Below are 23,852 nucleotides of genomic sequence, written 5' to 3'. Positions count from 1 at the left end.
AAGTTTCAGTCCAGGCGTTTGGCCGGCAGCCACAACCGCACCCGTACACCGTCCTCAACGTTGGCAACTTCCAGCGAACCACCATGCAGCTGCATCACTTCCTCGACAAAGTTCAGCCCCAGCCCGGTACTCTTGCGCCCGCTGAACGGCCGCGGCAGCGAATAGAAGCGCTCGCTTACCCGCCCCAAGGCATAGTCGGGAATCGCCTCACCCTGGTTGAACAGGCTCAGGGCCACACGTGTGCCCTGCTTCTCCAACTCGAACACCAGCTTGCCGCCGGACGGGGTGAAGTCCAGGGCGTTGTCCAGCAGGTTGGCGATGGCCTGGCGCATGAGGAACGGCTCACACAACAGGCGGGTACTCGCCGGTACACGTTGGCGCACCTGCAGACCGTTGCTTTCGATCCGCGCACTCTGGGCCACCAACAGCTCATCGACCAGAGCAGCCAGCGACACATGCTGCTGTTCTTCCAGGGTTTGTAGCTGCTCGACCTGCGCCAGGTTGAGCAGGCGCTCGATCAACTGCTGCATGCGTGCACTTTCGCTCTCGATGTTGTCGGCAAAGCGCTGACGCTGTGCCTCCAGCATCGGGCCCTGGAGCAGCTCCGAGGCTCCGCGAATGGCAGCCAGCGGGCTCTTGAGCTCATGGGTCAGGGTGTGAACATAGCGCTCGACATAGTCCTTGCCTTCCAGTTGGGTGCGCATACGCTCCACCGCCGCCGCCAGCTGCCCCAACTCTCCACCGCGATAGTGCGGCAGTGCGGTGCGCTCACCTTCGCTGACGGCCTGGGCGTAATGGGTCAGGCGTCGTAGCGAACGGGCCAGCCACCAGGACAGCACGGCACCGACCAGCAAGCCCAGGCCGATCAGGCCCAACCCCAGGTACAGCAAACGCTGCTCGGAGCGATCGATATACGGCTGCAATGACTTGTTCGGCTTGGCCACAGTGACCACACCGATGATCTTGCCTTCATCGAGAATCGGCGCGGCGACGTGCATGACCGACGACTCGGGATCATCCGGATCGCTGCGGGTCGAACGCGCACCATACTCACCGCGCAGAGTCAGGTAGACGTCGTTCCAGCGAGAGTAGTCCTGGCCCACCGCCGCACCACTGGAGTCGAGCAGGACAATGCCCTTGGCATCGGTAACATAGATGCGATGGTTGACCTGATTCTTCGACAGCCCCCAGATATCGGCATTCGGCTGGCGCTGGCCGTAGGCACGCAACACCTGCGGCAAGCGGCTCTGGCCGAGGGTACCGGCCTTGACGTCGTCGTGAAGGATTTCGGCGAGCAGGTTGGCGGTGTCCACCAGGGTTTCTTCCGTGGACTGGCGTACTCCGGGGCGGATCTGTTCACGCACGGTGCTGAGAATGAAATAGCCGGTCAACCCGACAAACAGGAAGTAGACCAGGAAGATGCGGATCCCTAAGCGCATCAGCTGTGGCTCGGGCTGTAGCTGTAACCCAGGCCACGGTGGGTCTGGATCGGCTCGGCGTCGGTGGCCACCTGGCGCAGTTTGGCGCGCAGACTCTTGATATGGCTGTCGATGCTACGTTCATAACCCGCGTCGGCGGGCACCCCGACGGCATCGAGCAGTAGCTCGCGGCTGAACACCCGCTCGGGCTGTTCCAGCAGGCTTTGTAACAGGCGGAATTCGTGGCGCGTCAGGCTCAGGGGTTGGCCGCGATAGCTGATCTGCATGCGCAGGGTATCGACCTGGAACAACACAGGCGCCATCACAGGCTCGGCGCGCGGTGCCATACGCTTGAGGATTGCCCGCACCCGTGCCGCGACTTCCCGCGGGCTGAAGGGTTTGACGACATAGTCGTCGGCGCCGATTTCCAGGCCCACCACACGGTCGATTTCACCGTCGCGGGCACTGAGGAACATCACCGGCACTTCGCTGAAGCGCCGCAACTGCCGACAGGTTTCAAAACCGCTGATATCCGGCAGACCGATGTCGAGAATGATCAAGTCGGCGGGTCGTTGACGTTGTTGCTCGAGCGCGGCACCGCCCAGAGTGACCCACTCGGTGCTGTGACCATCGCCTTGCAGGGCAAAAATCAGCGTATCGGCGATGGCCGCTTCGTCTTCGACAATGAGTATGTGGGGCATGGCATCCGGGCCTGGCACAGGGGTGTTGAACTTGTAGGAGATTCTTGGGTGCCTGGCAAGGCCCATAGGATGTTTCTCTCCCACCGTCTATCAGCACTCAGGCTTGCCCGCCGTGAAGCGCCGCGCCGGGTTCACCGCCGCCTTGAACTCACGCAAGGCCTTGGCACCGATCAGCAGTGGATAGTTGAAGCTGCTGCGGTCGGTCAGATTAACCTCCACAGTACGTTTGACATCGCCCAGGCACAGCTCAAGGTCAACCACCGGACGCTTGCTTATCTCTGCCCCTTCACCGTCTTCATCTTCATCGGCGCGGTTCTTGATTTTGCTGATGCGCGCCAGCTTGTGTTCGTAGACCTTGCCGCTGGAGTCCTTGGTCGCCAGCCGGAAACGCACCCACTCTTCGCCATCGCGGGTGAAAAGCTCGATGTCTTTGGCCGACAACGACGCGGTCAGGGCCCCGGTGTCCATTTTCGCCTTGAGGGTTTCACCGCCAAACTCCGGCAGCGTGATGTATTCGTAACGGCCATACAGGGTCGGCTCGGCAGCCATCACCGGAAGGGCCAGCAGTGCCAGTAGTGCAAGTACAGATTTCACAGGGATCCGCTTCCTTGAGATAAGACAGTGTTTAGACTGCGAAGGCAGGATAGGTTCGCGTTAATAGCTTATTCAATACAATGTGAAACATTTGTCCCAGCCGAGCAGACCTGAGCATTTGGCGTATGCCGAGAGGCTGCTTATCATCGCCGCCCGCTTACTTGAAAATAAGAGCTTGCTTATGCGCCGCTTGCTGACGGGCATTCTTGTGACCTTGCTGTTGCTGCTCAACACCCTGGTCCTGATCGGCCCATTGATAGTCTTTGCCCTGCTCAAACTGGTCCTGCCCGGCCGTTACCGTGACTATGCCTCATGGACGGTGATGTGGATCGCCGAAACCTGGTCTGAAATCGACAAACTGATTTTCCACCTGTGCATTCCCACGGTGTGGGATGTGCGCGGCGCTGATGACCTGCGCCTGGACACATCCTACCTGGCCATCAGCAACCACCAGAGTTGGGTCGATATCCCGGCACTGATCCAGGCGCTCAACCGGCGCATTCCGTTCTTCAAGTTCTTCCTGAAAAAAGAGCTGATCTGGGTGCCGCTGCTAGGCCTGGCCTGGTTGGCACTGGATTACCCGTTCATGAAGCGCTACAGCAAAGCGTTTCTGGCCCAGCATCCGCACCTCAAAGGCCAGGACCTGGAAATCACCAAGGCGGCCTGCGAGTTGTTCAAGCGCCAGCCGGTAACCGTGGTCAATTACCTCGAAGGCACGCGCTTCACCGAAGCCAAACGTGCGGCCCAGCAGTCACCCTACAAGCACCTGCTCAAACCCAAAGCCGGTGGTATCGCATTTGTGCTGGCGGCGCTGGGCGAACAGCTCGATGCCTTGCTTGACATCACGATCGTCTACCCCGGAGACAAAGCGCCGGGCTTCTGGGACCTGCTCAGTGGCGCAGTGCCGAAAGTGATCATCGACATCCAGGTGCACGAACTGGACCCGGCGCTGTGGGATGGCGACTACGAAAACGATCCGCTGTTGCGCCAGACCGTGCAGGACTGGGTCAACCAGCTGTGGAGCGACAAGGACCAGCGGATTGAAGCATTGCGGGCGGATTTCGCCGCCCGGTGAGCAGGGTAGATTTCTTCGAAGCAGCCTGAGCGCCGTTACACCGACGGCACTGTAGGCGGCGCGCCCCACAGACCGCCGAGGCTCTGCAACAGCGAACCGGTAACGCCCTGCTGACCGAGGTACTGCAAAATCAGCGGGGCGAACTGGCCGATCATGCCGGTGTCCATGCCCAAGGCACTGAAGGCGTTGTTCAGGTCATTGGTGTCTTTGACGTTGCCGCCCAGGGCATTGCTCAAGGCCGACGAATTGCCGCTCTTACCGAGCAGCTCGCCCAGCCCGCTCAGCCCGCCCAAGGCGTTTTCGCCAGACAGCAGATCAAGGCCCGGCACGGCGTTGCTCAATTGTTCATAGTCGGTACTGCTGAGTTGATTACGGGCCATGCCGAGCAAGGCACCGGTGCCACCAATGGCTTGTTCCGGGGTGATTTTCAGCTCGCTGCCGAGGGTGTTGAGCAGATTCGCCGAGGCGGCTGGCGCCTGCACAGCAGCACCGTCCGTGTTGCCTTGCATGGCGGACACCGCGTTGGCCGCATCGCTGAGGTTGAAGGCAAACACCGGGCTGGCAGCCAGGGTCATCAGGGTGACCAGTGCGAAACGTTTCATGAATAGACCTCGTCAGCCGTAAAGGCGGGGGGAAACGAGGGTTGGACTGCGTGGGCGGGGGAATGTTCCCCGGGTAGTGATGGCCTCTTCGCGGGGCAAGCCCGCTCCCACCGGGGGTTGCTTCCAATTGCCATTGGCAACATTGAGATCCAGTTCGGTCCGGTGCCTCCACCGCTCGACAGCTACCTTGAGAATTCACCTTTCAAGGATCCACGACATGGACAGTCCCGCGTCCCACCGCCTGCGCCGGGGCCGGTTCTCCGAGCCCGGCCGCTATTACCTGCTGACCAGCATTACCCGCAATCGAGAACCGATATTCGAGAGTTTCCAGGCCGCTCGCTGCATTCCGGCACAGTTCCACCAAGCGCAAATTGAAGGCGCCGCACGTACTCTGGCCTGGGTGGTAATGCCGGATCATGTGCACTGGCTGATCGAGCTGCAGCATGGCTCACTGGCCTGCCTGATGCGCCGCTTCAAATCCCGCAGCCGGTGTGCGCTGTACAAGCAAGGCACGTTGCAGGGCAAGCTGTGGCAGCCTGGGTATCATGATCATGCGTTGCGGCGGGATGAAAAGGTGCGGGTGGTGGCGCGCTATGTGGTGGCCAACCCGCTGAGGGCTGGGCTGGTAACAAAGCTTGGGGATTATCCGCATTGGGATGCGGTCTGGCTTTGACAGCATCGCGGGGCAAGCCCGCTCCCACCGGGATCTCAAAATCTGGTGGGAGCAGGCTTGCCCCGCGATGGTCTTACGCCGCGCTGAACAGCTTGTGCGGATCAATAACGAATTTCTTCGGCACCCCTGCATCAAACTCGCCATACCCTTCAGGCGCCTGATCCAGGCTGATCACCTGCACGCCCACCACTTCGGCAATGTTGATGCGGTCCCACATGATCGCCTGCATCAGCTGGCGGTTGTACTTCATCACCGGGGTTTGCCCGGTGTGGAAGCTGTGCGACTTGGCCCAACCCAGGCCGAAGCGAATGCTCAGGCTACCGATCTTCGCCGCGGCATCCACCGCACCCGGATCTTCAGTGACATACAGGCCGGGAATGCCGATCTTGCCAGCAACGCGGACCACGCCCATCAACGAGTTGAGCACAGTAGCCGGCGCTTCATGTTTGGCACCGGCATGGCCATGACCACGAGCTTCGAAGCCGACGGCATCAACCGCGCAATCCACTTCTGGCTCGCCCAGCAGGTTGGCGATCTGCTCGTGTAGCGGGGTGTCCTGGGACAGGTCGGCGATTTCGAAACCTTGTGCCTTGGCGTGAGCCAGACGCACCGGGTTCACATCGCCGACGATCACCACCGCGGCGCCCAGCAGGCGCGCCGAAGCCGCCGCCGCCAGGCCCACAGGACCGGCACCGGCGATGTAGACCGAACTACCCGGGCCAACACCGGCAGTTACCGCGCCGTGATAGCCGGTCGGCAGAATGTCGGAGAGGCAGGTCAGGTCGCGGATTTTCTCCATGGCCTTGTCGCGATTGGGCAGTTTCAGCAGGTTGAAATCGGCGTAAGGCACCAGTACGTATTCGGCCTGGCCACCGGTCCAGTCGCCCATGTCGACATAGCCGTAGGCACCACCGGCGCGAGCCGGGTTAACCGTCAGGCAGACGCCGGTGTGTTGTTCCTTGCAGGAGCGGCAGCGGCCACAGGCGACGTTGAACGGGACGGAGACCAGATCGCCGATCTGCAGGTTCTCCACGTCGCGGCCCTTCTCGATCACTTCGCCGGTGATTTCATGGCCCAGCACCAGGCCGACCTGGGCAGTGGTACGGCCACGAACCATGTGCTGGTCGGAGCCACAGATATTGGTGGATACCACCCTGAGAATCACCCCGTGCTCGATCTTCTTGCCACGCGGATCCTGCATTTTCGGGTAGTCAATTTTCTGCACCTCGACCTTGCCGGCGCCGAGATACACCACACCACGATTACCAGACATGCTTTTACCTCGCTAAAGTTTGTTGTTATGTAGCGGTGCAAAGTGCGCTGCCCGGGGGCGGCGCTGGGTTACTGGAATCTGTCTTGGCCTTGAGGGCCTCATCGCCGGCAAGGCCGGCTACTACAAGGGTTTCGGCGCCCGTCAGAGCACTACCGTCCTGTTGGCGTTCAAAAAAACCCGCCGCTCAATGTGATAGCCAACCGCCCGCGCCAACGTCAGGCATTCGATATCGCGACCCTTGGCGATCAAGTCTTCCGGATAATGACTGTGATCGACCGACTCCACGCCCTGGGCGATGATCGGCCCTTCGTCGAGGTCGTTGTTGATGTAGTGGGCCGTAGCCCCCACCAGCTTGACGCCCTTGTTATAGGCCTGGTGATAGGGCTTGGCGCCCTTGAAGCCCGGGAGCAGCGAGTGATGGATGTTGATCGCCCAACCGTCGAGCTTGCGGCACAGCTCCGGCGAAAGAACCTGCATGTAGCGGGCAAGGATCACCAGCTCGGCGCCGGATTCCTCGATCACCTGCAGCACCTTGCGCTCCTGCGCCGGTTTGTCGTGCGGATCAAGGGCGAAGTGGTAATAGGGGATACGGTGCCAGTGCGCCAGTGGCTCAAGGTCCGGGTGATTGGAGATCACCGCCACAACGTCCATGCTCAATTGCCCGATGCGCTGGCGATAGAGCAGGTCGTTGAGGCAGTGATCGGCTTTGGAAACCATGATCACAACCTTCGGCCGGTGCTTGGGCGCGGTCAGCTCGAACAGCATGCCAAAGGCCTCGCCCCGCTCAGCAAGGCCTGCGCGGAAACTGGCTTCATCGAAATCATCCGGCTGACGGAATTCCACGCGAATGAAGAAGCGCCCGGACAAGCGGTCATCAAACGAATGGTGCTCGGTGACGTAGCAGCGTTGCTCATACAGATAACGCGTCACCACATCCACCGTGCCGAGCAGGCTCGGACAGTCAGCGGTGAGAATCCAGGTGTCCGGTGCTCGGCTCATGACGACTCTCCCTAGGCCTCGATGCTCAAACCGTATTCGGCTGCCGCGTCCTGCAGCCACAGCCACCAGTAGTCGGAGAAGCTGCGGCGGATCAGCAGTTCCCAGGTTTCCTCGCCGGTACGGCGGATAACCAGTTGCGACTTGGCAAACACGGTGCCCACCGCCTTACCGACGGGGAAGTTGTTTGGATGTACATCGTAGCTGGTGGATTTCATCAGCACATCGCGCACATTCGGGCCGCTCAGTTCCAGCAGGGTCTGCCCGCCGCTGACATTGACCACCTGGATATGCTGACCGTCGAGGGCATCGCGCAGTTTCTGCTCGACGGCGAACTCCTGGCCGCCCGGAACAATCAGCAGCCATTCATCAGGGCCCAGCCATTGCAGCGACATCTCGCCGTTGGCGACCACGGTCAGCGCCACCGGCAGCTCCAGGCCCAGGGCTTTGAATACACCGCCAGCGAACGCTGGGTCGCGGCCATCGCCGCGCAGGGTCAGATGACCGAGGAACTTGTGCTCACGCAAGGTCACCCCGGCGTTCTTGCGGCCCTTGCCGACCAGGCTGGGCAGGTCGGCGTGATGCAGTGGCGACTCGGCCTTGACGTCGTTGCCGGGGCGTTGCTGATAGACGTTGATCGTGCTCATTACTCACCTGCCTTGAATTCTATGGACCCTACACCGGTCAAATGTTCTGCCGCTCACCCTTCGGATCGAAGAACACCGAAGAACAGATCTCCGCTTCGATCACGCTGCCATCGGCCTGCGGCGAGTAGACCCGCTCACCGATGCGCTTGAGCCCGCCTTTGACCACACCCATGGCAAAGGAATAGCCCAGGGAGTTGCTGGCATAGCTGGAGGTGACGTGACCGACCATGTCCATCGGGATCGCTTGTTTCGGGTCGAACACCAGTTGCGCGCCTTCCGGCAGCCACTGGGTCGGGTCGACTGGCTTGAGCCCGACCAGTTGCTTGCGGTTCTCGCGCACGCAGTCTTCGCGGTTCATCCCGCGCCAGCCGATCCATGAGAACGGCTTGGTACGGCCCACACACCAGCCCATGTTCAGGTCGTCCGGGGTCATCGAGCCGTCGGTGTCCTGGCCAACGATGATGAAGCCCTTCTCGGCCCGCAGGACGTGCATGGTTTCAGTGCCGTAAGGGGTGAGGTTGTACTGCTTGCCCGCCTCGGCGATTTTCTCCAGCACGCCCATCGCATAGTTCGCCTGGATGTTGATTTCGTACGACAGCTCACCGGTGAACGAGATCCGGAACACCCGCGCTGGCACGCCAGCGACCAGGCCTTCCTTCCAGCTCATGAACGGGAAGGCGTCCTTGTCCAGGTCGATATCGGTCACTTCGCTGAGCAGCTTGCGGCTGTTCGGGCCCGACAGGGTCAGGGTCGCCCAGTGGTCGGTAACCGAGGTGAAGTAAACCTTCAGGTCTGACCACTCGGTCTGTTGGTAAATCTCCAGCCACTGCAGTACACGCGCCGCGCCGCCAGTGGTGGTAGTCATGATGAAGTGATTTTCGCCGACGCAGGCAGTCACGCCGTCGTCGAAGACCATGCCGTCTTCCTTGCACATCAGGCCATATCGGGCCTTGCCCACATCGAGCTTGGTCCAGGCGTTGGTGTAGATGCGGTTGAGGAACTCGCGGGCGTCCGGGCCCTGGATGTCGATCTTGCCCAGGGTCGAGGCATCGAGCAGGCCGACGCTGTCACGCACGGCCTTGCACTCACGGGCCACGGCGGCATGAATGTCTTCGCCGTTGCGCGGGAAGTACCACGGCCGTTTCCACTGGCCGACGTCTTCAAACTCGGCGCCGTTTTTCAGGTGCCAGGCATGCAGCGCGGTGAAACGCACCGGCTCGAACAGGTGACCACAGTGCCGGCCAGCCACGGCGCCGAAGGTGATCGGCGTGTAGTTGGGACGGAACATGGTGGTGCCCATTTCCGGGATGGTGATGCCCATCGAGCGCGCGGCGATGGCCAGGCCGTTGATGTTGCCCAGCTTGCCCTGGTCGGTACCGAAACCCAGCGCGGTGTAGCGTTTGACGTGCTCGACCGATTCGAAACCTTCACGCGTCGCCAGTTCAATGGCGGCGGCGGTGACGTCATTCTGCTGGTCGACGAACTGCTTCGGCGCCCGTGCGGTGTTCTTGTCGTGAGGCACCTGGAACAGCGCCACAGTGGCTTCTTCCTGACGCGCCAGGACTTTGGGAAGGGTGCCCTGCACGGCCTTGAAACCGGCTTCGGTTGCCGCACGCACACCGCCTTCGAAACCGTCGGCCAGGGTATCGCCCAAGGCGAACACACCATTGATGCCACCAACGCACACACGCTTCTGTGGCGCATCGCCCGGCACGAAGCCGAGGATGTCTTCACGCCAGACCGGCTTGCCGCCCAGGTGCGAGGCCAGGTGCACCACCGGGCTGTAGCCACCGGAAGTGGCAACCAGATCGCAGTCCAGCCACTCGCCCGGGCTGGTGACTTTGTGCGCTTTGACGTCGATGGCGGCCACACGGGCAGCGGTGACATGCTTGCTGCCACGCGACTCGATCACTGCACTGGAAGTGAGAATGCGCAGGCCCTTGGCTCGCGCTTCCTCCACCAGCGAACCGCGTGGGTTGTGGCGGGCATCAGCGATGGCGACCACTTTCAGGCCGGCGTCATGCCAGTCCAGCGCTACGCGGTAGGCATGGTCGTTGTTGGTCGACAGCACCAGGTTACGGCCCGGCGCGACGCCATAACGACGCACGTAGGTAGAAACCGCACCGGCCAGCATGTTGCCCGGCACATCGTTGTTACCGTACACCAGCGGACGCTCGTGGGCGCCAGTGGCCAGTACTACACGCTTGGCGCGCACCCGGTGCATGCGCTGACGCACGGTGCCGATCGGCGCGCGATCGCCCAGGTGGTCGGTCAGGCGTTCATGAATGGTGAGGAAGTTGTGGTCGTGGTAACCGTTGACCGTGGCCCGTGGCAACAGGGTCACTTCACGCATGCCCTTGAGCTCGGCAACCACAGCGGCGGCCCATTCGGCAGCCGGTTTGCCATCGAGGGTTTCACGACTGTCGAGCAGGCTGCCGCCAAACTCTTCCTGCTCATCGGCAATGATTACCCGCGCACCGCTGCGCCCGGCAGCCAATGCCGCAGCAAGGCCGGCAGGCCCTGCGCCGACCACCAGCACGTCACAGTGCTGGTTCATGTAGTCGTAGCTGTCCGGATCGTTTTCCAGCGGCGCACGCCCCAGGCCAGCCGCCTTGCGGATGTACTTCTCGTAGGTCATCCAGAACGACTGCGGGTACATGAAAGTTTTGTAGTAAAAGCCCGGCGGCATCAGCTTGCCGCCGACCTTGCCGAGAATCCCCATGACGTCGGTGTTGACGCTCGGCCAACCGTTGGTGCTGGTGGCTACCAGGCCGGCATACAGGGCCTGCTGGGTGGCGCGCACGTTTGGCACCTGGGTGGCTTCGGTGGCGCCAATCTGCAGGATGGCGTTCGGCTCTTCGGAACCTGCGGCAATGATCCCGCGTGGGCGCGAGTACTTGAAGCTGCGCCCGACGATGTCCACACCGTTGGCCAGCAAGGCCGCAGCCAGGGTGTCACCGGCATAGCCCTGATAGGTCTGGCCGTTGAAGGTGAAGTTCAAGACTTTGCTGCGATCGATACGACCGCCGTTGGACAGGCGATAGACCTGGCTCATACCTTTTCTCCCTGACCACTGACTGCCAACTGCGGGCTGGTGTTTTTGCCGGTCACTTGCGGCTTGGCGCCGATCGGATAGGTTTCCAGAATTTCGTAGCTCACCGTGTCACGGGTGGCGTTGAAGTACTGGCGGCAACCGGCGGCATGAATCCACAGCTCGTGGTGCAGGCCACGCGGGTTGTCACGGAAGAACATGTAGGTGCCCCATTCCTCGTCGGAGCAGGCGTTGGGGTCCAGCGGCCGCGGAATATGCGCCTGGCCTGCGGCGTGGAACTCCTCCTCGGAGCGCAGCTCGCCGCAGTGGGGACAGAAGATATGCAACATAGGGATTTCTCCTGTTAGTGGGCGACAGCGGCGGCGCCGTGTTCGTCGATCAGTGCACCGTTGTAGAAACGGTCGATGGAAAAAGGTTTGGCCAGCGGGTGCATTTCGCCCTTGGCCAGACTGGCGGCAAAAACGTTGCCCGAGCCCGGCGTGGCCTTGAAGCCGCCGGTACCCCAGCCACAGTTGAAGAACATGTTCTTCACCGGGGTCTTGGAGATGATTGGGCAAGCGTCCGGGGTGGTGTCGACGATACCGCCCCACTGGCGATTCATCCGCACCCGCGAAAGAATCGGGAACATCTCGACGATCGCCTGCAGGGTGTGCTCGATCACCGGGTACGAACCGCGCTGGCCGTAGCCAACCCAGCCGTCGATACCGGCACCGATGACCAGGTCGCCCTTGTCCGACTGGCTGATGTAGCCGTGCACAGCGTTGGACATGATCACGCTGTCGATGATCGGCTTGAGCGGCTCGGACACCAGCGCTTGCAGCGGATGCGATTCGATCGGCAAGCGGAAGCCGGCGAGCTTGGCCATGTGCCCGGAGTTACCGGCGGTGACCACACCGACGCGCTTGGCACCGATAAAGCCCTTGTTGGTCTCGACACCGATGACCACGCCGTTTTCCTTGCGAAAGCCAATCACTTCAGTCTGCTGGATCAGGTCCACACCCAGGGCGTCGGCGGCGCGGGCGAAACCCCAGGCCACGGCGTCGTGACGGGCTACGCCGCCGCGCCGTTGCACGGTGGCGCCGATGATCGGGTAGCGGGTGTTTTTCGAGCAGTCCAGGTAAGGAATTTCTTCGGCGACCTGCTGGGCATTGAGCAGTTCGCCGTCAACGCCATTGAGGCGATTGGCGTTGACCCGACGCTCGGAGTCGCGCATGTCTTGCAGGGTGTGACAGAGGTTGTAGACGCCGCGCTGCGAGAACATCACGTTGTAGTTGATGTCTTGCGACAGGCCTTCCCAGAGCTTCATCGCGTGCTCATAGAGGTGCGCCGACTCGTCCCACAGGTAGTTGGAGCGCACGATGGTGGTGTTGCGCGCGGTGTTGCCACCGCCCAACCAGCCCTTCTCGACCACTGCCACGTTGGTGATACCGTGCTCCTTGGCCAGGTAGTAGGCAGTGGCCAGGCCGTGCCCGCCACCGCCGACGATGACCACGTCGTAGACCTTTTTCGGGGTCGGCGTGCGCCACATGCGCTGCCAGTTTTCGTGATGGCTGAGCGAGTGCTTGAAAAGGCCGAAGCCCGAGTAACGTTGCATAGTCTTCACTCCTGAACCACTCAGCGATAAACCGGGAAATCTGCACACAGTGCCGACACGTTCTTCGCAACATCGGCCTCGACATCGGCATCGCCGAGGTTATCGAGGATGTCGCAGATCCAGCCGGCCAGCGCCACACACTGGGCAACCTTGAAGCCGCGGCTGGTGACCGCCGGGGTGCCGATGCGCAGGCCCGAAGTGACGAACGGCGACTGCGGATCGTTAGGCACGGCATTCTTGTTGACGGTGATGTGGGCGCGGCCCAAGGCTGCGTCAGCGTCTTTGCCGGTCAGACCCTGGCGAATCAGGCTGACCAGGAACAGATGGTTGTCAGTGCCGCCGGAGACCACATCGAAGCCGCGTTCGACAAACACCTTGGCCATGGCCTGAGCGTTGTCAATGACCTGCTGTTGATAGGTCTTGAAGCCTGGCTCCAGCGCTTCCTTGAAGCACACTGCCTTGGCGGCGATCACATGCATCAGCGGGCCGCCCTGGGCTCCGGGGAATACCGCGGCGTTGAGCTTCTTCTCGATCTCTTCGTTGCTGCGCGCCAGGATCAGGCCGCCACGTGGACCGCGCAGGGTTTTGTGGGTGGTGGTGGTGACCACATCGGCGTAAGGCAGCGGATTCGGGTACAGGCCAGCGGCAACCAGGCCAGCAACGTGGGCCATGTCAACGAACAGGTAGGCGCCGACTTTGTCGGCGATCTGACGAAAACGTGGGAAATCGAGGGTTTTCGAGTAGGCCGAGAACCCGGCGACGATCATCTTAGGCTTGTGTTCCACGGCCAGGCGCTCGACTTCGTCGTAGTCGATCAACCCGGTGTTGGTGTCGATGCCGTACTGCACCGCGTTGTACAGCTTGCCCGACGACGACACCTTGGCACCGTGGGTCAGGTGGCCGCCGTGGGCCAGGCTCATGCCCAGGATGGTATCGCCGGCCTGCAGCAGGGCCAGGTACACGGCGCTGTTGGCCGAGGAGCCCGAGTGCGGCTGGACGTTGGCGTAGTCGGCGCCGAACAGTTGCTTGGCACGATCAATGGCCAGTTGCTCAACTTTATCCACATGTTCACAACCGCCGTAGTAGCGCTTGCCCGGATAGCCTTCGGCGTATTTGTTGGTCAGCCCGCTGCCTTGGGCCTGCATGACGCGCTTGCTGGTGTAGTTTTCCGAGGCGATCAGTTCGATGTGATCTTCCTGGCGTTGCTCTTCGGCATTCATCGCCGCCAGCAGTGCGTCGTCGTAACCCTGGATCTGGTCTTGCTTGCTGAACATCGCGTCTCTCCCGGCAGCGGCATCGGTTCTTGTCGGGCAATTGCCCTTTTGCAGCGATGGTATGACCGACGCAGACAGCCCAGATGCCTACGGACGCCACACAAAGGTGCGTTTACGACATGGGCTTGCTCCGTGATGCTTTGCTGTTCACGACAGTTGTATAGGCGACTTCATAAATCTTGTTTACAGTGCTCTCCTGCGTCGTTCACAGGACCGTGTCATGACAGATCAAAAAAGCCAGCAATTCGCCAGCGACAACTACTCAGGTATCTGCCCGGAAGCCTGGGCCGCCATGGAAAAAGCCAACCAGGGTCACGACCGCTCCTACGGCGATGACCAGTGGACCGCCCGTGCCGCCGAGTACTTTCGCAAACTGTTCGAAACCGATTGCGAAGTGTTCTTCGCTTTCAACGGCACCGCGGCCAACTCCCTGGCGCTGTCATCCCTGTGCCAGAGCTATCACAGCGTGATCTGTTCAGAGACCGCTCACGTCGAGACCGACGAGTGCGGCGCGCCGGAGTTTTTCTCCAACGGCTCGAAACTACTTACCGCCCGTAGCGTAGCAGGCAAGTTGACCCCCGAATCAATCCGCGAAGTTGCCCTCAAGCGCCAGGACATCCACTACCCCAAACCACGGGTGGTGACCATCACCCAAGCCACCGAAGTCGGTACTGTCTATCGTCCCGATGAGCTCAAGGCAATCAGTGCGACCTGCAAGGAGCTGGGCCTGAACCTGCACATGGACGGTGCCCGCTTCAGCAACGCCTGCGCCTCTCTAGGTTGCACGCCTGCCGAACTGACCTGGAAGGCCGGTGTCGATGTCTTGTGCTTTGGCGGTACCAAAAACGGCATGGCGGTAGGTGAGGCGATCCTGTTCTTCAACCGCAAGCTGGCCGAAGATTTCGACTACCGCTGCAAACAGGCCGGTCAACTGGCTTCGAAGATGCGCTTTCTGTCTGCCCCTTGGGTCGGTTTGCTGGAGACCGGAGCCTGGCTCAAGTACGGCGCCCACGCCAACCGTTGCGCACAGTTGCTCAGTGAACTGGTAAGCGATGTGCCGGGCGTAGAGCTGATGTTCCCAGTGGAAGCCAACGGGGTATTCCTGCAGATGTCGGAACCGGCGCTGGAATCCTTGCGCAACAAGGGCTGGCGCTTCTACACCTTTATTGGTAGCGGTGGCGCGCGGTTCATGTGCTCATGGGACACCGATGAGGCGCGGGTGCGTGAGCTGGCGGCGGATATTCGCGAGGCGATGAGTACCTGACAACCGCATCGCGGGGCAAGCCCGCTCCCACTGGGATATCACACCTGTGGGAGCGGGCTTGCCCTGCGAATCAATCTAGAGCCTGAACCCACCCATCTGCCGCGCCAGATCATCGGCCAAGCCGCGCAACGCCTGACACTCCACTCGACAGCCTTGGACATCAGCCGCTGTCTCCCGGGCCAAATCGGAAATCCCCTGAACGGTACGATTGATCTCTTCGGTCACTGCCGACTGTTCTTCCGTCGCTGTGGCCACCTGATGGTTCATATCACTGATGTGTTCGACCTGATCGGTGATGGTGCTCAGCGAAGCGCCGGTCTGCTGGCTGGACTGCACACCGGTGCCGGTTGCCGCCTGCCCGGCCTGCATCGAAGCTACCGCGCCGCCTGCACCGTGCTTGAGGCGCAGGATCATCTGTTGCACCTCGTCGGTAGACACCTGGGTGCGCCGGGCCAGGGTGCGTACTTCGTCGGCGACCACGGCGAAGCCGCGGCCCATCTCCCCGGCACGCGCAGCTTCAATGGCCGCATTGAGCGCCAGCAGGTTGGTCTGTTCGGAGATGCTGCGGATCACCGCCAGCACTTCGTCGATTGACGCCACCTCACTGGCCAACTCGCCCACCGCATTGGCCGCCTGGCCTATTTCCCCGGACATGCCTTCAATGTGCGCAATCGAACGACGCACCACTTCGCGGGCGGCAAGTGCTTCAGTACGCGCGGATTCCGAAGCCTGTGCGGCATTACCGGCGTTCTGCGCGATGTCCTGCACGGTCAGGCCCATCTCATGCACCGCAGTAGCGACCATTTCGGTCATTTCCTGTTGACGCCCGGAACGCTCGGCGGTGCTCTCCACTACCTGGGTCACTTGCGTGACCGAATTGTGCAAGCGCTCAGTAGTGCGCAGCACTTCGCCGATCAACTCACGCTGACTGTTGAGAAAGCGGTTGAAACCCCGCGCCAGGTCGCCCAGTTCATCGGCACGTGTTTCATCCAGGCGCTGTGTCAGATCACCACCACCAGCTCCAATCGCCATTAACGCCCCAGTGACCCGCCGAATCGGCCGGACAATACCGCGGGCCAACACCACTACCAACAGCAACGATACCAGCGCCACGGCTGCGCCAATCAGACTGGTCAACCAGAGCGTCTCACGTACCGGGGCATAGATCTGCGCTTCTGGCACTTCAGCGACCAGGGTCCAGTTCAGGTCACGCAGCGGCAGGCTCAAGGCCAGGTAGCCCTCCCCGTCACGCTCGAAGCGGCTGCTGTGCAGCCCTTGATCACGACTCAATACGGCCTGGGCCGCCGTCTCACCGATCTGCTCGGCGAGCTTCCTTTTACCGCTCAATTGCTGCTCCGGGTGAACCTGTATCAGGCCATCACCGCGTACCAGAAACACCCGCCCACGTTCACCGAAGCTGAAGTTGTGGATCAGCTCCGACAGTTCAGTCATGCGCAGGCCAAGCCCGGCAATGCCGACCAGTTTGCCGGCCTTCTCCACCCGATAATCGATGAACAGTGCCAGTTCACCGGTACTGCCATCGGTGTCGATGTTGAGCAAACGCGGCTTGCCACTGTCGATGAAGCCAAAGAACCATTTGTCTGCCGGGTTGTTGCGGCTCAGCGTACGATCCAGGCCTTTCTCGTTGTAGTAATGGTTGCTTTCGGTTGCCGCGAACAACGCAGTGAAGGCCTGGTTTTTCTGCCGCAGCGCTTCGAGGTACTCGATAAATTGCGGCGCCTTGGCACTGTCTTCGCCCGCCGCCAACCAGTCGCGCAGCAGGGTGTTGTTGGCAATATCGGCGGCAGCGGTGAGCGGACGGCTCAACATCCGCTCGATGTCGTTACGAATCGCCTCAATGCTCGCCGGCAACGCGGTGTCGACCAGGTAACGTTCGGTCAGTCGATTGACCGCCAGCGAGTAGATCCCGACCACGATAAGAATGCTCACCAACAGGGCTGCGCCCATGCTTGCGATCAATTGCCACTGGATACTGCGCCGCCAGAACTGCATGAACCTTCCCCTGAGTAAATAAGCCTTGTACTGCAATAGCCAGGCCAATTGTATACAGAAGAAAATACAATAATTCCATTTAGCCACGACAATGCCGCCCACTGCCGAGAAGGCAGTGAGCAAGCAAAAGAGGCAGAACGGTGGCGCGGGAGCCTATCAGCTGTTGCCGATGGTCCGGGCAATGACATCGACCGTGGCGCTGACTTGCTCTTGGTAACGGTCGAGGGCCTGCTGGTGCTGCTGTTGCAGTTCGATCTGCTGCGAGCACAGGTTGAGGGCTGCCAGAACCAGCAGCTTGTCACCAATCAGGGTCGGGTATTTACGCTTGGTCTCGGCCAGCGACGCGTTGAGCATCTGCACGGCCTGCGCCAGGGCCTGTTCCTGGCCTTCGGGGGCCTTGATCGAATAGTCGCTGCCAAGGATCGACACGACATTGATCGGCTGTGCTGAAGTTCTCATGCGCTAACGGCACCAACGCTGGCGCGCTCGACCAGGGCCTGGATGCGCGCGGCGGTGGCGCCCTGTTTTTCTTCCTGTTCCATCAGCGCCAGCTGCAGGCTTTCGTTTTCATCTTTGGCCTGGGCCAGTTCAGCAACGATCTGCTCGTTGCGCTCGGTCATCTCCTGATTCTTCTGTACCAGGTCGCTGACGAGTTGTTCCAATTGACTGAGGGAAGTTTCCAACATGATTGCCTTCTCGGGTTTTTCAGGGGGCGCACACGATAAAGAAAAGTCCGCGTGGTCGCCAGGGATATCGGGTTAGACGCTTCGGCCTGGTGCAGATTGACCCACTGATTGCAGTCCGGTTCCCGCTGCAGATGCCCGCCTGTCAGGTAAACCGATCGCTATTTCACAGTTTCATCTTCCGCCCCTCAAGTCTGCTGCGGACTGACCGATAGCGAAGGCAATCTTGAATCTGTCGCATGGATTGCACGCCTTTTTCCCTTCCGGAACACCACCATGTCCCTACGTAATATGAATATCGCCCCGCGCGCGCTGCTGGGGTTTGCCTTGATCGGCGCGCTGATGCTGGGCCTGGGTCTGTTCGCCCTGAACCAGATGAGCAAAATTCGCCAGGCCGGCGAATTTATCGAACGTAACTCGGTACCGAGCATCACCAATCTTGATCAGCTCAACCAACTGACCCTGCGCCTGCGAACCTTGTCCTATCGCCTGTTGCTCAATCGCGAGGCGGACAGCCTGCAAAACACGCTTACACTGATCGGCCAGCGCAACCAGCAGATCGATGAAGCGCGCAGGGCCTATGAACCGCTGATCAGCAATCCTCAGGAGCGGGCGGTGTACAACCAGTATGTGCAGTTGCTTAACCAGTACCGACAGCTGGAAAGCCGCATGCACCAAGCCTCGCAGAGCAACGACCTGGAGACCCTGCGCACCCTGATCAACCGCGACATGCTCAACAGTTCCGAACAAATAAACAGCGCCATGGATCAATTGGTCAGCCTCAACACCGAGCAGACCCGCACCACGAACCAGACCGCTGCCGAGCAGTATTCCGGCGCTGTCACCCTGGTCATTGGCCTGCTGCTAAGCGCCACGGTACTGACTCTGATCTGCGCCCTGCTGCTGACCCGCAGTATCGTCAAACCGATCGACGAAGCCCTGCAGGCGGCCGAGCGCATCGCTGAAGGCGACCTCACCCGCACCATCGAAACCCAGGGCCACGATGAAGCCGCGCGCCTGTTGCGGGCCATGGCCAAGATGCAGAACAAACTGCGCGACACCCTGCAGCTGATTGCCGGTTCGGCCACGCAGCTGGCTTCGGCTGCCGAAGAGCTGAACAGCGTCACCGACGAAAGCGCCCGTGGCCTGCAACAGCAGAACAACGAAATCGAGCAAGCCGCCACCGCCGTCACCGAGATGACCAGCGCCGTTGAAGAAGTGGCGCGCAACGCCGTGAGCACCTCCGAAGCGTCGAAGGAAGCCACCCGTTCGGCAGGCGACGGCCGTGATCTGGTGCTGGAAACCGTCAGCGCCATCGAACGCATGAGTGTCGACGTGCAGGGCACCGCCGAACTGATCGGCAACCTGGCGGAAGAATCGCGGGATATCGGCAAGGTCCTGGATGTGATTCGCGGCCTGGCCGATCAGACCAACCTGCTGGCCCTCAACGCCGCCATCGAGGCCGCGCGTGCCGGTGAAGCTGGCCGTGGTTTTGCCGTGGTCGCCGATGAGGTCCGCGCCCTGGCCCATCGTACCCAGCAGTCAACCAGCGAAATCGAGCGGATGATCGGCAGTATCCAGGGCGGTACTGAACAGGCAGTCAACTCCATGCGCAACAGCACCGAACGCGCCGAATCGACGCTGAACATCGCCCGCGGTGCAGGCCTGGCGCTGGACACCATTACCGGTGCGGTCGCCGAGATCAACGAGCGCAACCTGGTGATCGCCAGCGCCGCCGAAGAGCAGGCTCAGGTAGCCCGCGAAGTGGACCGCAACCTGGTCAACATCAACGACCTGTCGGTGCAATCGGCCACCGGTGCCCACCAGACTACTGCGGCAAGCGCCGAGCTGTCGCGCCTGGCGGTTGACCTGAACGGGCTGGTGGCGCGCTTCAGCGTCTGATCAGTAGTCGATCCGCACGTCGCCCTTGGGCACGCTGCAGCACGACAGGATATAGCCTTCGGCGACGTCATCATCGGTGATGCCGCCGTTATGCTCCATCTCCACTTCACCGCCCAGCTTGAGCACCTTGCAGGTGCCGCAGATGCCCATGCCGCAAGCCTTGGGAATCATCAGGCCAAGCTTGGCCGCCGCGGCATGCACAGTCTCACCCGGCGCCACACGAATGCTCTTGCCGGCAGCGGTGAACTCCACCTGATGCAAGTCGGCATTGTCCACTTCCGGTGCGTCGGCCGCTTGCTCGGCGAGTTCGACGGCGTCGGCCTTGACCTCGGCCGGGGTCGCGCCGAACGACTCCTCATGGTAACGACTCATGTCATAGCCGCTGCCTTCAAGCAGGCGCTTGACCGCATGCATATACGGTGTGGGGCCGCAGCAGAAGATCTCCCGCTCCATGTAGTCCGGGGCAATCAACTCCATCAGTTTCTGGTTCAGGTAGCCGCGATAGCCGGCCCAGGGCTCGCCCAGGCCATGCTTCTCACAAATGATGTGCAGACTGAAGTTGTCGATCCGCGACGCCATGTGCTCCAGCTCGCGGTGATAGATGATGTCTTTCGGCGAGCGCGCGCTGTGCACGAAGACCATGTCGACATTGCCGTTGGTGTCGTAGAACCAGCGGGCCATGGACATCACCGGGGTGATACCGACACCGCCACTGAGGTACAGCACCTTGGGGCTGGGGAAGTCGATGGCGTTGAACAACCCGACCGGCCCATGCACCGCCAGCTCCTGGCCTTCGTGCAGGGTGTCGTGCAGCCAGTTGGAGACCTTGCCACCCGGTACCCGCTTGATCGTCACCGAGAAGCTGTAGGGCACCGAAGGCGAGCTGGAGATGGTGTATGAACGCATGATCGGCTCGCCGTCGATCTCCAGTTCCAGGGTCACGAACTGCCCGGGCTTGAAGAAGAACATGATCGGCTGATCGGCCATGAAACAGAAGGTGCGCACATCCCAGGTTTCCTGGATCACCTTGACGCAACGGACGATATGGCGGCCGTTGGCCCAAGTCTGGGTGCTGACCGGATTGAGGAAATTGGACATGCTCGTCTCCACGGCCGACTGCGGCCTGATGTTTGCGATTCTGCTCAAGCTGCACAGCGAACACTTTCCTATCCGCGACATCGGCGTGCTTATCGCGACCAGCCCCCAGCCACAAGGGCTGGCGCGTCGGAAACGGATCTGATCATGTCGTCCATGGATATGGATCGCGGCGGCTTCGAACGCACACTCCATCGCAAATGATCCTGCTGTAATTCAGCCTTGCGTCGCCATAACAACGATTAGCCACTTTCACCGGCCACAAGCACTGGCCATGAGGACCTACACGATGGACGTCACCGCAACTTTGAGTCTGGGCGATCCACTGGAACCTGCACGCAAGGCGACTGCCGAGATGCTGCAGAGCCGCGAGCGCACCTTCTCGCTGCCACAGCCGTTCTATTGCGACGAGCGCCTGTTCCAGATCGATATGGAAGAAATCTTCCAGAAGGAATGGCTGATCGCCGGGATGACCTGTGAAATCCCGGCCAAGGGCAACTTTCTCACCCTGCAGATCGGCAAGAACCCGATCCTCGTGGTGCGCGGTGCTGAAGGCCAGGTGCATGCCTTCCACAACGTCTGTCGTCACCGCGGTTCGCGGCTGTGCACCAGCGACAAGGGCAAAGTGGCCAAGCTGGTCTGCCATTACCACCAGTGGACCTACGAACTCGATGGCCGCCTGCTGTTCGCCGGGACAGAGATGGGTGCCGACTTTGACATGAAGCAGTACGGGCTCAAGCCGGTCAACGTCAAGACCGCTGGTGGCTACATCTTTATCAGCCTGGCCGACAACCCGCCGGCCATCGACGACTTCCTTGCCACCCTGGCTCACTACATGGAGCCCTATGACATGGAAAACACCAAGGTGGCGGTGCAAACCACCTTGATGGAAAAGGCCAACTGGAAACTGGTGCTGGAAAACAACCGTGAGTGCTACCACTGCAGCGGTTCGCACCCGGAACTGCTGAAAACCCTGCTGGAATGGGACGACGTCACCGATCCACGTGCCGACCAGGCCTTCAAGGATCACGTTGCGGCCTCGGCTGCGGCCTGGGACGCCGAGAAGATTCCGTATGCCCACGCCAGTTTCGGCTTGCGCAACCGCATCGTGCGCATGCCGTTGCTCAAAGGCACGGTGTCGATGACCCTCGATGGCAAGCAGGGCTGCCAGAAGCTGATGGGCCGGATCAAGAACCCGGACCTGGGTTCGATGCGCATCCTGCACCTGCCGCACTCGTGGAACCACTGCATGGGCGATCACATGATCGTCTTCACCGTGTGGCCGATCAGCGCCCAGGAAACCATGGTGACCACCAAGTGGCTGGTGCACAAGGACGCGGTCGAAGGCGTGGATTACGACCCCGAGCGCATGCGCCAGGTGTGGGACGCCACCAACGACCAGGACCGCCGCCTGGCCGAAGAGAACCAGCGTGGGATCAACTCCACCGCGTACCAGCCTGGACCGTACTCCAAGACCTACGAGTTTGGTGTGGTGAACTTCGTTGACTGGTACAGCGAGCGCATGCTGAACAACCTGGGGGCGGCGCCTGCGCCTTATCTCAAGGGTGTGGCTGCGCAGTAAAGTCTGATCGCGGGGTAAGCCCTCCCACCGGGAGTTACATCTACTCGGTGGGAGCGGGCTTGCCCCGCGATGCTGTTCAAATATTAACCACCCGCCGCAACGCCCCGGTCCCACAGGGCCCCTGCACACAGCAAACACTTTATCCACAGGACAACCCACAGCTAATGTGGGCAAGTCATTGTTTTTCCCTACAAAAAATATTGATCAATATTCGATCAAATCTCTACAAGCCTTTAAATACAAGGCTCACAGCAGAAGGCAAACACCTTATCCACAGAGACGCCAACAGACTTTGTGTGCAAAAGTCCCAAGTGTGGAAAGCCGTTGTGGATAACGCCTAAAATGGCCCAGATACACGGCATTGGCTAAGGTAAACAGGAGCGTTGGGTGTTTTTTGATCAACCTCGTGAAACCCTTGCCACACGGGCCTTTCAGCCATAGGCAAACATATTATCCACAGACCCGCCAACAGCGATTGTGGGCAATATCAACCAAGGCTGTGCGAGAAAAGCCCGAAAAATCCGACACTTAGCCTGATCATTTTTTGACCATAACGCCGAAAGGCACGCCATGCGTGCCCTGCAGCCATACACAAACACTTTATCCACAGATCGGCCAACAGACTTTGTGAGCAACTGCTCAGCGCAGCACGCCCTCTTCCACCAGCAGTTTGAGGATGGCCTCGGCACCGGCTTGCGGGCTGACATCCTTGAGCACTTGTCCACCGCCACCACTGGCCTTGGCCGTGGCTGCTTTCATACGGTCGGCACCGCTCTTGGCCTTGATCACTTTCAAGCGCTTGGGCCGAGGTTTGGCCGGCTGCAGTTCGGCGCTTGTGAATAACTCGTCTTCGACAATCTGTACCTGGCGGGCGGCCAACACACCGCGCCGCGCCGGGCCAAAAGCGCTTTGGCGCGGCTTGGGCGCGGCGTTATCCACAGTTGCCAGCAGCGGCAAGCGCACCTTGAGCCGGCGCCGCTGGCCGCGTGGCAACGCCTGCAACACCTGGGCTACGCCGTTGTGGATAGATTCCACTTCGGCCAGCCCCACCACCAGCGGCCAGCCCAGGCGTTCGGCCAGCAGGAATGGCAGCATGCCCGAGCCTTCACCGGTTTCCGCCTGACTACCGGTGAGCACCAGCTGGGCACCTGCATCGCGCAGGTAATCACCAAGCACCCCCAGGGCGTCGGCACCCAGTGGTTGTTCAAGTACATCCAGCTGCTCCAGGCCCATACCCAGGTAAGCGCGCAAGGCCGGCTCCTGAGGATCACCGGCATGCAGCACCTGCAAGTTATCCCCTGCCAGCTGCAGGCCCAGCTCCACCGCCCGCGCGTCCTGCTCGGCACGCCGGGTGCGGCCGGAGCTGGGATGCGCTCCGATCGAAACCAGACTGATGACCTTGGTGTTCATAGTT

At 61.0% G+C, this 23,852-nt stretch carries 22 protein-coding genes and 2 pseudogenes; 7 read left to right on the top strand and 17 right to left on the bottom strand.

The window, feature by feature from the left end:
• Positions 1 to 5 precede the first annotated feature (5 nt).
• The 3 genes from creC to C6382_RS15770 all read right to left on the bottom strand — a co-directional run bounded on the left by creC (position 6) and on the right by C6382_RS15770 (position 2,713).
• Positions 6 to 1,439: a two-component system sensor histidine kinase CreC gene (creC, locus tag C6382_RS15780; RefSeq protein WP_107025334.1), complete on the bottom strand. Its 1,434-nt coding sequence runs from the start codon at positions 1,437 to 1,439 to the stop codon at positions 6 to 8.
• Positions 1,439 to 2,119, bottom strand: coding sequence for a two-component system response regulator CreB (gene creB, locus C6382_RS15775; RefSeq protein ID WP_107025333.1), 681 nt, complete (start codon positions 2,117 to 2,119; stop codon positions 1,439 to 1,441). The genes creC and creB overlap by 1 nt, the downstream gene beginning before the upstream one ends.
• A gap of 90 nt (positions 2,120 to 2,209) precedes the next feature.
• On the bottom strand, positions 2,210 to 2,713 hold the full coding sequence (locus tag C6382_RS15770) for an ATP-dependent zinc protease (protein WP_107025332.1): 504 nt from the start codon (positions 2,711 to 2,713) through the stop codon (positions 2,210 to 2,212).
• Positions 2,714 to 2,894: 181 nt separating this feature from the next.
• Between C6382_RS15770 and C6382_RS15765 the strand changes: the two genes are divergently transcribed.
• Complete coding sequence (locus tag C6382_RS15765) at positions 2,895 to 3,788, top strand: acyltransferase (protein ID WP_107025331.1); 894 nt, start codon at positions 2,895 to 2,897, stop codon at positions 3,786 to 3,788.
• A gap of 35 nt (positions 3,789 to 3,823) precedes the next feature.
• Here C6382_RS15765 and C6382_RS15760 read toward each other — a convergent pair whose 3' ends face one another.
• Positions 3,824 to 4,390: a DUF2780 domain-containing protein gene (locus tag C6382_RS15760; RefSeq protein ID WP_107025330.1), complete on the bottom strand. Its 567-nt coding sequence runs from the start codon at positions 4,388 to 4,390 to the stop codon at positions 3,824 to 3,826.
• A 217-nt stretch (positions 4,391 to 4,607) separates the two neighbouring features.
• On the opposite strand from C6382_RS15760, the gene C6382_RS15755 reads away from it, so the two are divergent.
• Positions 4,608 to 5,063 (top strand): transposase, encoded by a 456-nt coding sequence (locus C6382_RS15755; protein WP_107025329.1) that lies wholly within the window; start codon positions 4,608 to 4,610, stop codon positions 5,061 to 5,063.
• Positions 5,064 to 5,136: 73 nt separating this feature from the next.
• Here C6382_RS15755 and fdhA read toward each other — a convergent pair whose 3' ends face one another.
• The 7 genes from fdhA to glyA all read right to left on the bottom strand — a co-directional run bounded on the left by fdhA (position 5,137) and on the right by glyA (position 13,899).
• On the bottom strand, positions 5,137 to 6,336 hold the full coding sequence (gene fdhA / locus C6382_RS15750; protein WP_028942224.1) for a formaldehyde dehydrogenase, glutathione-independent: 1,200 nt from the start codon (positions 6,334 to 6,336) through the stop codon (positions 5,137 to 5,139).
• Positions 6,337 to 6,477: 141 nt separating this feature from the next.
• Positions 6,478 to 7,335: a formyltetrahydrofolate deformylase gene (purU, locus tag C6382_RS15745; protein WP_107025328.1), complete on the bottom strand. Its 858-nt coding sequence runs from the start codon at positions 7,333 to 7,335 to the stop codon at positions 6,478 to 6,480.
• A gap of 11 nt (positions 7,336 to 7,346) precedes the next feature.
• Positions 7,347 to 7,979 carry a sarcosine oxidase subunit gamma gene (locus tag C6382_RS15740; RefSeq protein WP_107025327.1) on the bottom strand — a complete coding sequence of 211 codons (633 nt, stop codon included), beginning with the start codon at positions 7,977 to 7,979 and terminating at the stop codon, positions 7,347 to 7,349.
• A gap of 37 nt (positions 7,980 to 8,016) precedes the next feature.
• On the bottom strand, positions 8,017 to 11,034 hold the full coding sequence (locus tag C6382_RS15735) for a sarcosine oxidase subunit alpha (protein WP_107025326.1): 3,018 nt from the start codon (positions 11,032 to 11,034) through the stop codon (positions 8,017 to 8,019).
• On the bottom strand, positions 11,031 to 11,360 hold the full coding sequence (locus C6382_RS15730; protein ID WP_107025325.1) for a sarcosine oxidase subunit delta: 330 nt from the start codon (positions 11,358 to 11,360) through the stop codon (positions 11,031 to 11,033). The genes C6382_RS15735 and C6382_RS15730 overlap by 4 nt, the downstream gene beginning before the upstream one ends.
• Positions 11,361 to 11,374: 14 nt before the next feature.
• The gene (locus C6382_RS15725; RefSeq protein ID WP_107025324.1) at positions 11,375 to 12,625 is read right to left on the bottom strand and encodes a sarcosine oxidase subunit beta family protein; all 1,251 of its coding nucleotides are present in this window, start codon (positions 12,623 to 12,625) and stop codon (positions 11,375 to 11,377) included.
• A gap of 20 nt (positions 12,626 to 12,645) precedes the next feature.
• The gene (gene glyA / locus C6382_RS15720; protein ID WP_107025323.1) at positions 12,646 to 13,899 is read right to left on the bottom strand and encodes a serine hydroxymethyltransferase; all 1,254 of its coding nucleotides are present in this window, start codon (positions 13,897 to 13,899) and stop codon (positions 12,646 to 12,648) included.
• A 220-nt stretch (positions 13,900 to 14,119) separates the two neighbouring features.
• Between glyA and C6382_RS15715 the strand changes: the two genes are divergently transcribed.
• Positions 14,120 to 15,163, top strand: a complete 1,044-nt coding sequence (locus tag C6382_RS15715; RefSeq protein ID WP_107025322.1) for a low specificity L-threonine aldolase — start codon at positions 14,120 to 14,122, stop codon at positions 15,161 to 15,163.
• 75 nt (positions 15,164 to 15,238) lie between these two features.
• On the opposite strand, the gene C6382_RS24735 is transcribed toward C6382_RS15715, so the two are convergent.
• From C6382_RS24735 to C6382_RS15700, 4 genes and pseudogenes are all read right to left on the bottom strand, one after another.
• Positions 15,239 to 15,967, bottom strand: coding sequence for a methyl-accepting chemotaxis protein (locus C6382_RS24735; RefSeq protein WP_371919627.1), 729 nt, complete (start codon positions 15,965 to 15,967; stop codon positions 15,239 to 15,241).
• A gap of 135 nt (positions 15,968 to 16,102) precedes the next feature.
• Positions 16,103 to 17,131, bottom strand: a pseudogene (locus C6382_RS24730) (cache domain-containing protein); the annotation flags it as partial.
• A gap of 201 nt (positions 17,132 to 17,332) precedes the next feature.
• Positions 17,333 to 17,635: a cell division protein ZapA gene (locus tag C6382_RS15705; RefSeq protein ID WP_028942233.1), complete on the bottom strand. Its 303-nt coding sequence runs from the start codon at positions 17,633 to 17,635 to the stop codon at positions 17,333 to 17,335.
• Positions 17,632 to 17,862 carry a hypothetical protein gene (locus C6382_RS15700; protein ID WP_107025320.1) on the bottom strand — a complete coding sequence of 77 codons (231 nt, stop codon included), beginning with the start codon at positions 17,860 to 17,862 and terminating at the stop codon, positions 17,632 to 17,634. The genes C6382_RS15705 and C6382_RS15700 overlap by 4 nt, the downstream gene beginning before the upstream one ends.
• Positions 17,863 to 18,135: 273 nt before the next feature.
• Here C6382_RS15700 and C6382_RS24725 point away from each other — a divergent pair.
• Both C6382_RS24725 and C6382_RS24720 read left to right on the top strand, forming a co-directional pair.
• Positions 18,136 to 18,906 (top strand): annotated as a pseudogene (locus C6382_RS24725) (MCP four helix bundle domain-containing protein); the annotation flags it as partial.
• Positions 18,889 to 19,761, top strand: coding sequence for a methyl-accepting chemotaxis protein (locus C6382_RS24720; protein WP_371261986.1), 873 nt, complete (start codon positions 18,889 to 18,891; stop codon positions 19,759 to 19,761). The pseudogene C6382_RS24725 and the gene C6382_RS24720, both read left to right, overlap by 18 nt.
• On the opposite strand, the gene gbcB is transcribed toward C6382_RS24720, so the two are convergent.
• Positions 19,762 to 20,859, bottom strand: a complete 1,098-nt coding sequence (gene gbcB, locus C6382_RS15690) for a glycine-betaine demethylase subunit GbcB (RefSeq protein WP_107025318.1) — start codon at positions 20,857 to 20,859, stop codon at positions 19,762 to 19,764.
• Here gbcB and C6382_RS15685 point away from each other — a divergent pair.
• The gene (locus C6382_RS15685) at positions 20,858 to 21,001 is read left to right on the top strand and encodes a hypothetical protein (RefSeq protein WP_178082789.1); all 144 of its coding nucleotides are present in this window, start codon (positions 20,858 to 20,860) and stop codon (positions 20,999 to 21,001) included. The genes gbcB and C6382_RS15685 overlap by 2 nt on opposite strands.
• Positions 21,002 to 21,145: 144 nt before the next feature.
• Positions 21,146 to 22,438: a glycine-betaine demethylase subunit GbcA gene (gbcA, locus tag C6382_RS15680; protein WP_107025317.1), complete on the top strand. Its 1,293-nt coding sequence runs from the start codon at positions 21,146 to 21,148 to the stop codon at positions 22,436 to 22,438.
• A 639-nt stretch (positions 22,439 to 23,077) separates the two neighbouring features.
• On the opposite strand, the gene C6382_RS15675 is transcribed toward gbcA, so the two are convergent.
• Positions 23,078 to 23,848, bottom strand: a complete 771-nt coding sequence (locus C6382_RS15675) for an electron transfer flavoprotein subunit beta (RefSeq protein WP_107025316.1) — start codon at positions 23,846 to 23,848, stop codon at positions 23,078 to 23,080.
• Positions 23,849 to 23,852: the final 4 nt, after the last annotated feature.

The sequence above is a fragment of the Pseudomonas sp. BBP2017 genome, from assembly GCF_003024385.1.
Classification (GTDB): Bacteria; Pseudomonadota; Gammaproteobacteria; order Pseudomonadales; family Pseudomonadaceae; genus Aquipseudomonas.
The sequence above is the reverse complement of the archived record's forward strand: the minus strand, read 5'-3'. Positions and strand labels throughout refer to the sequence as shown.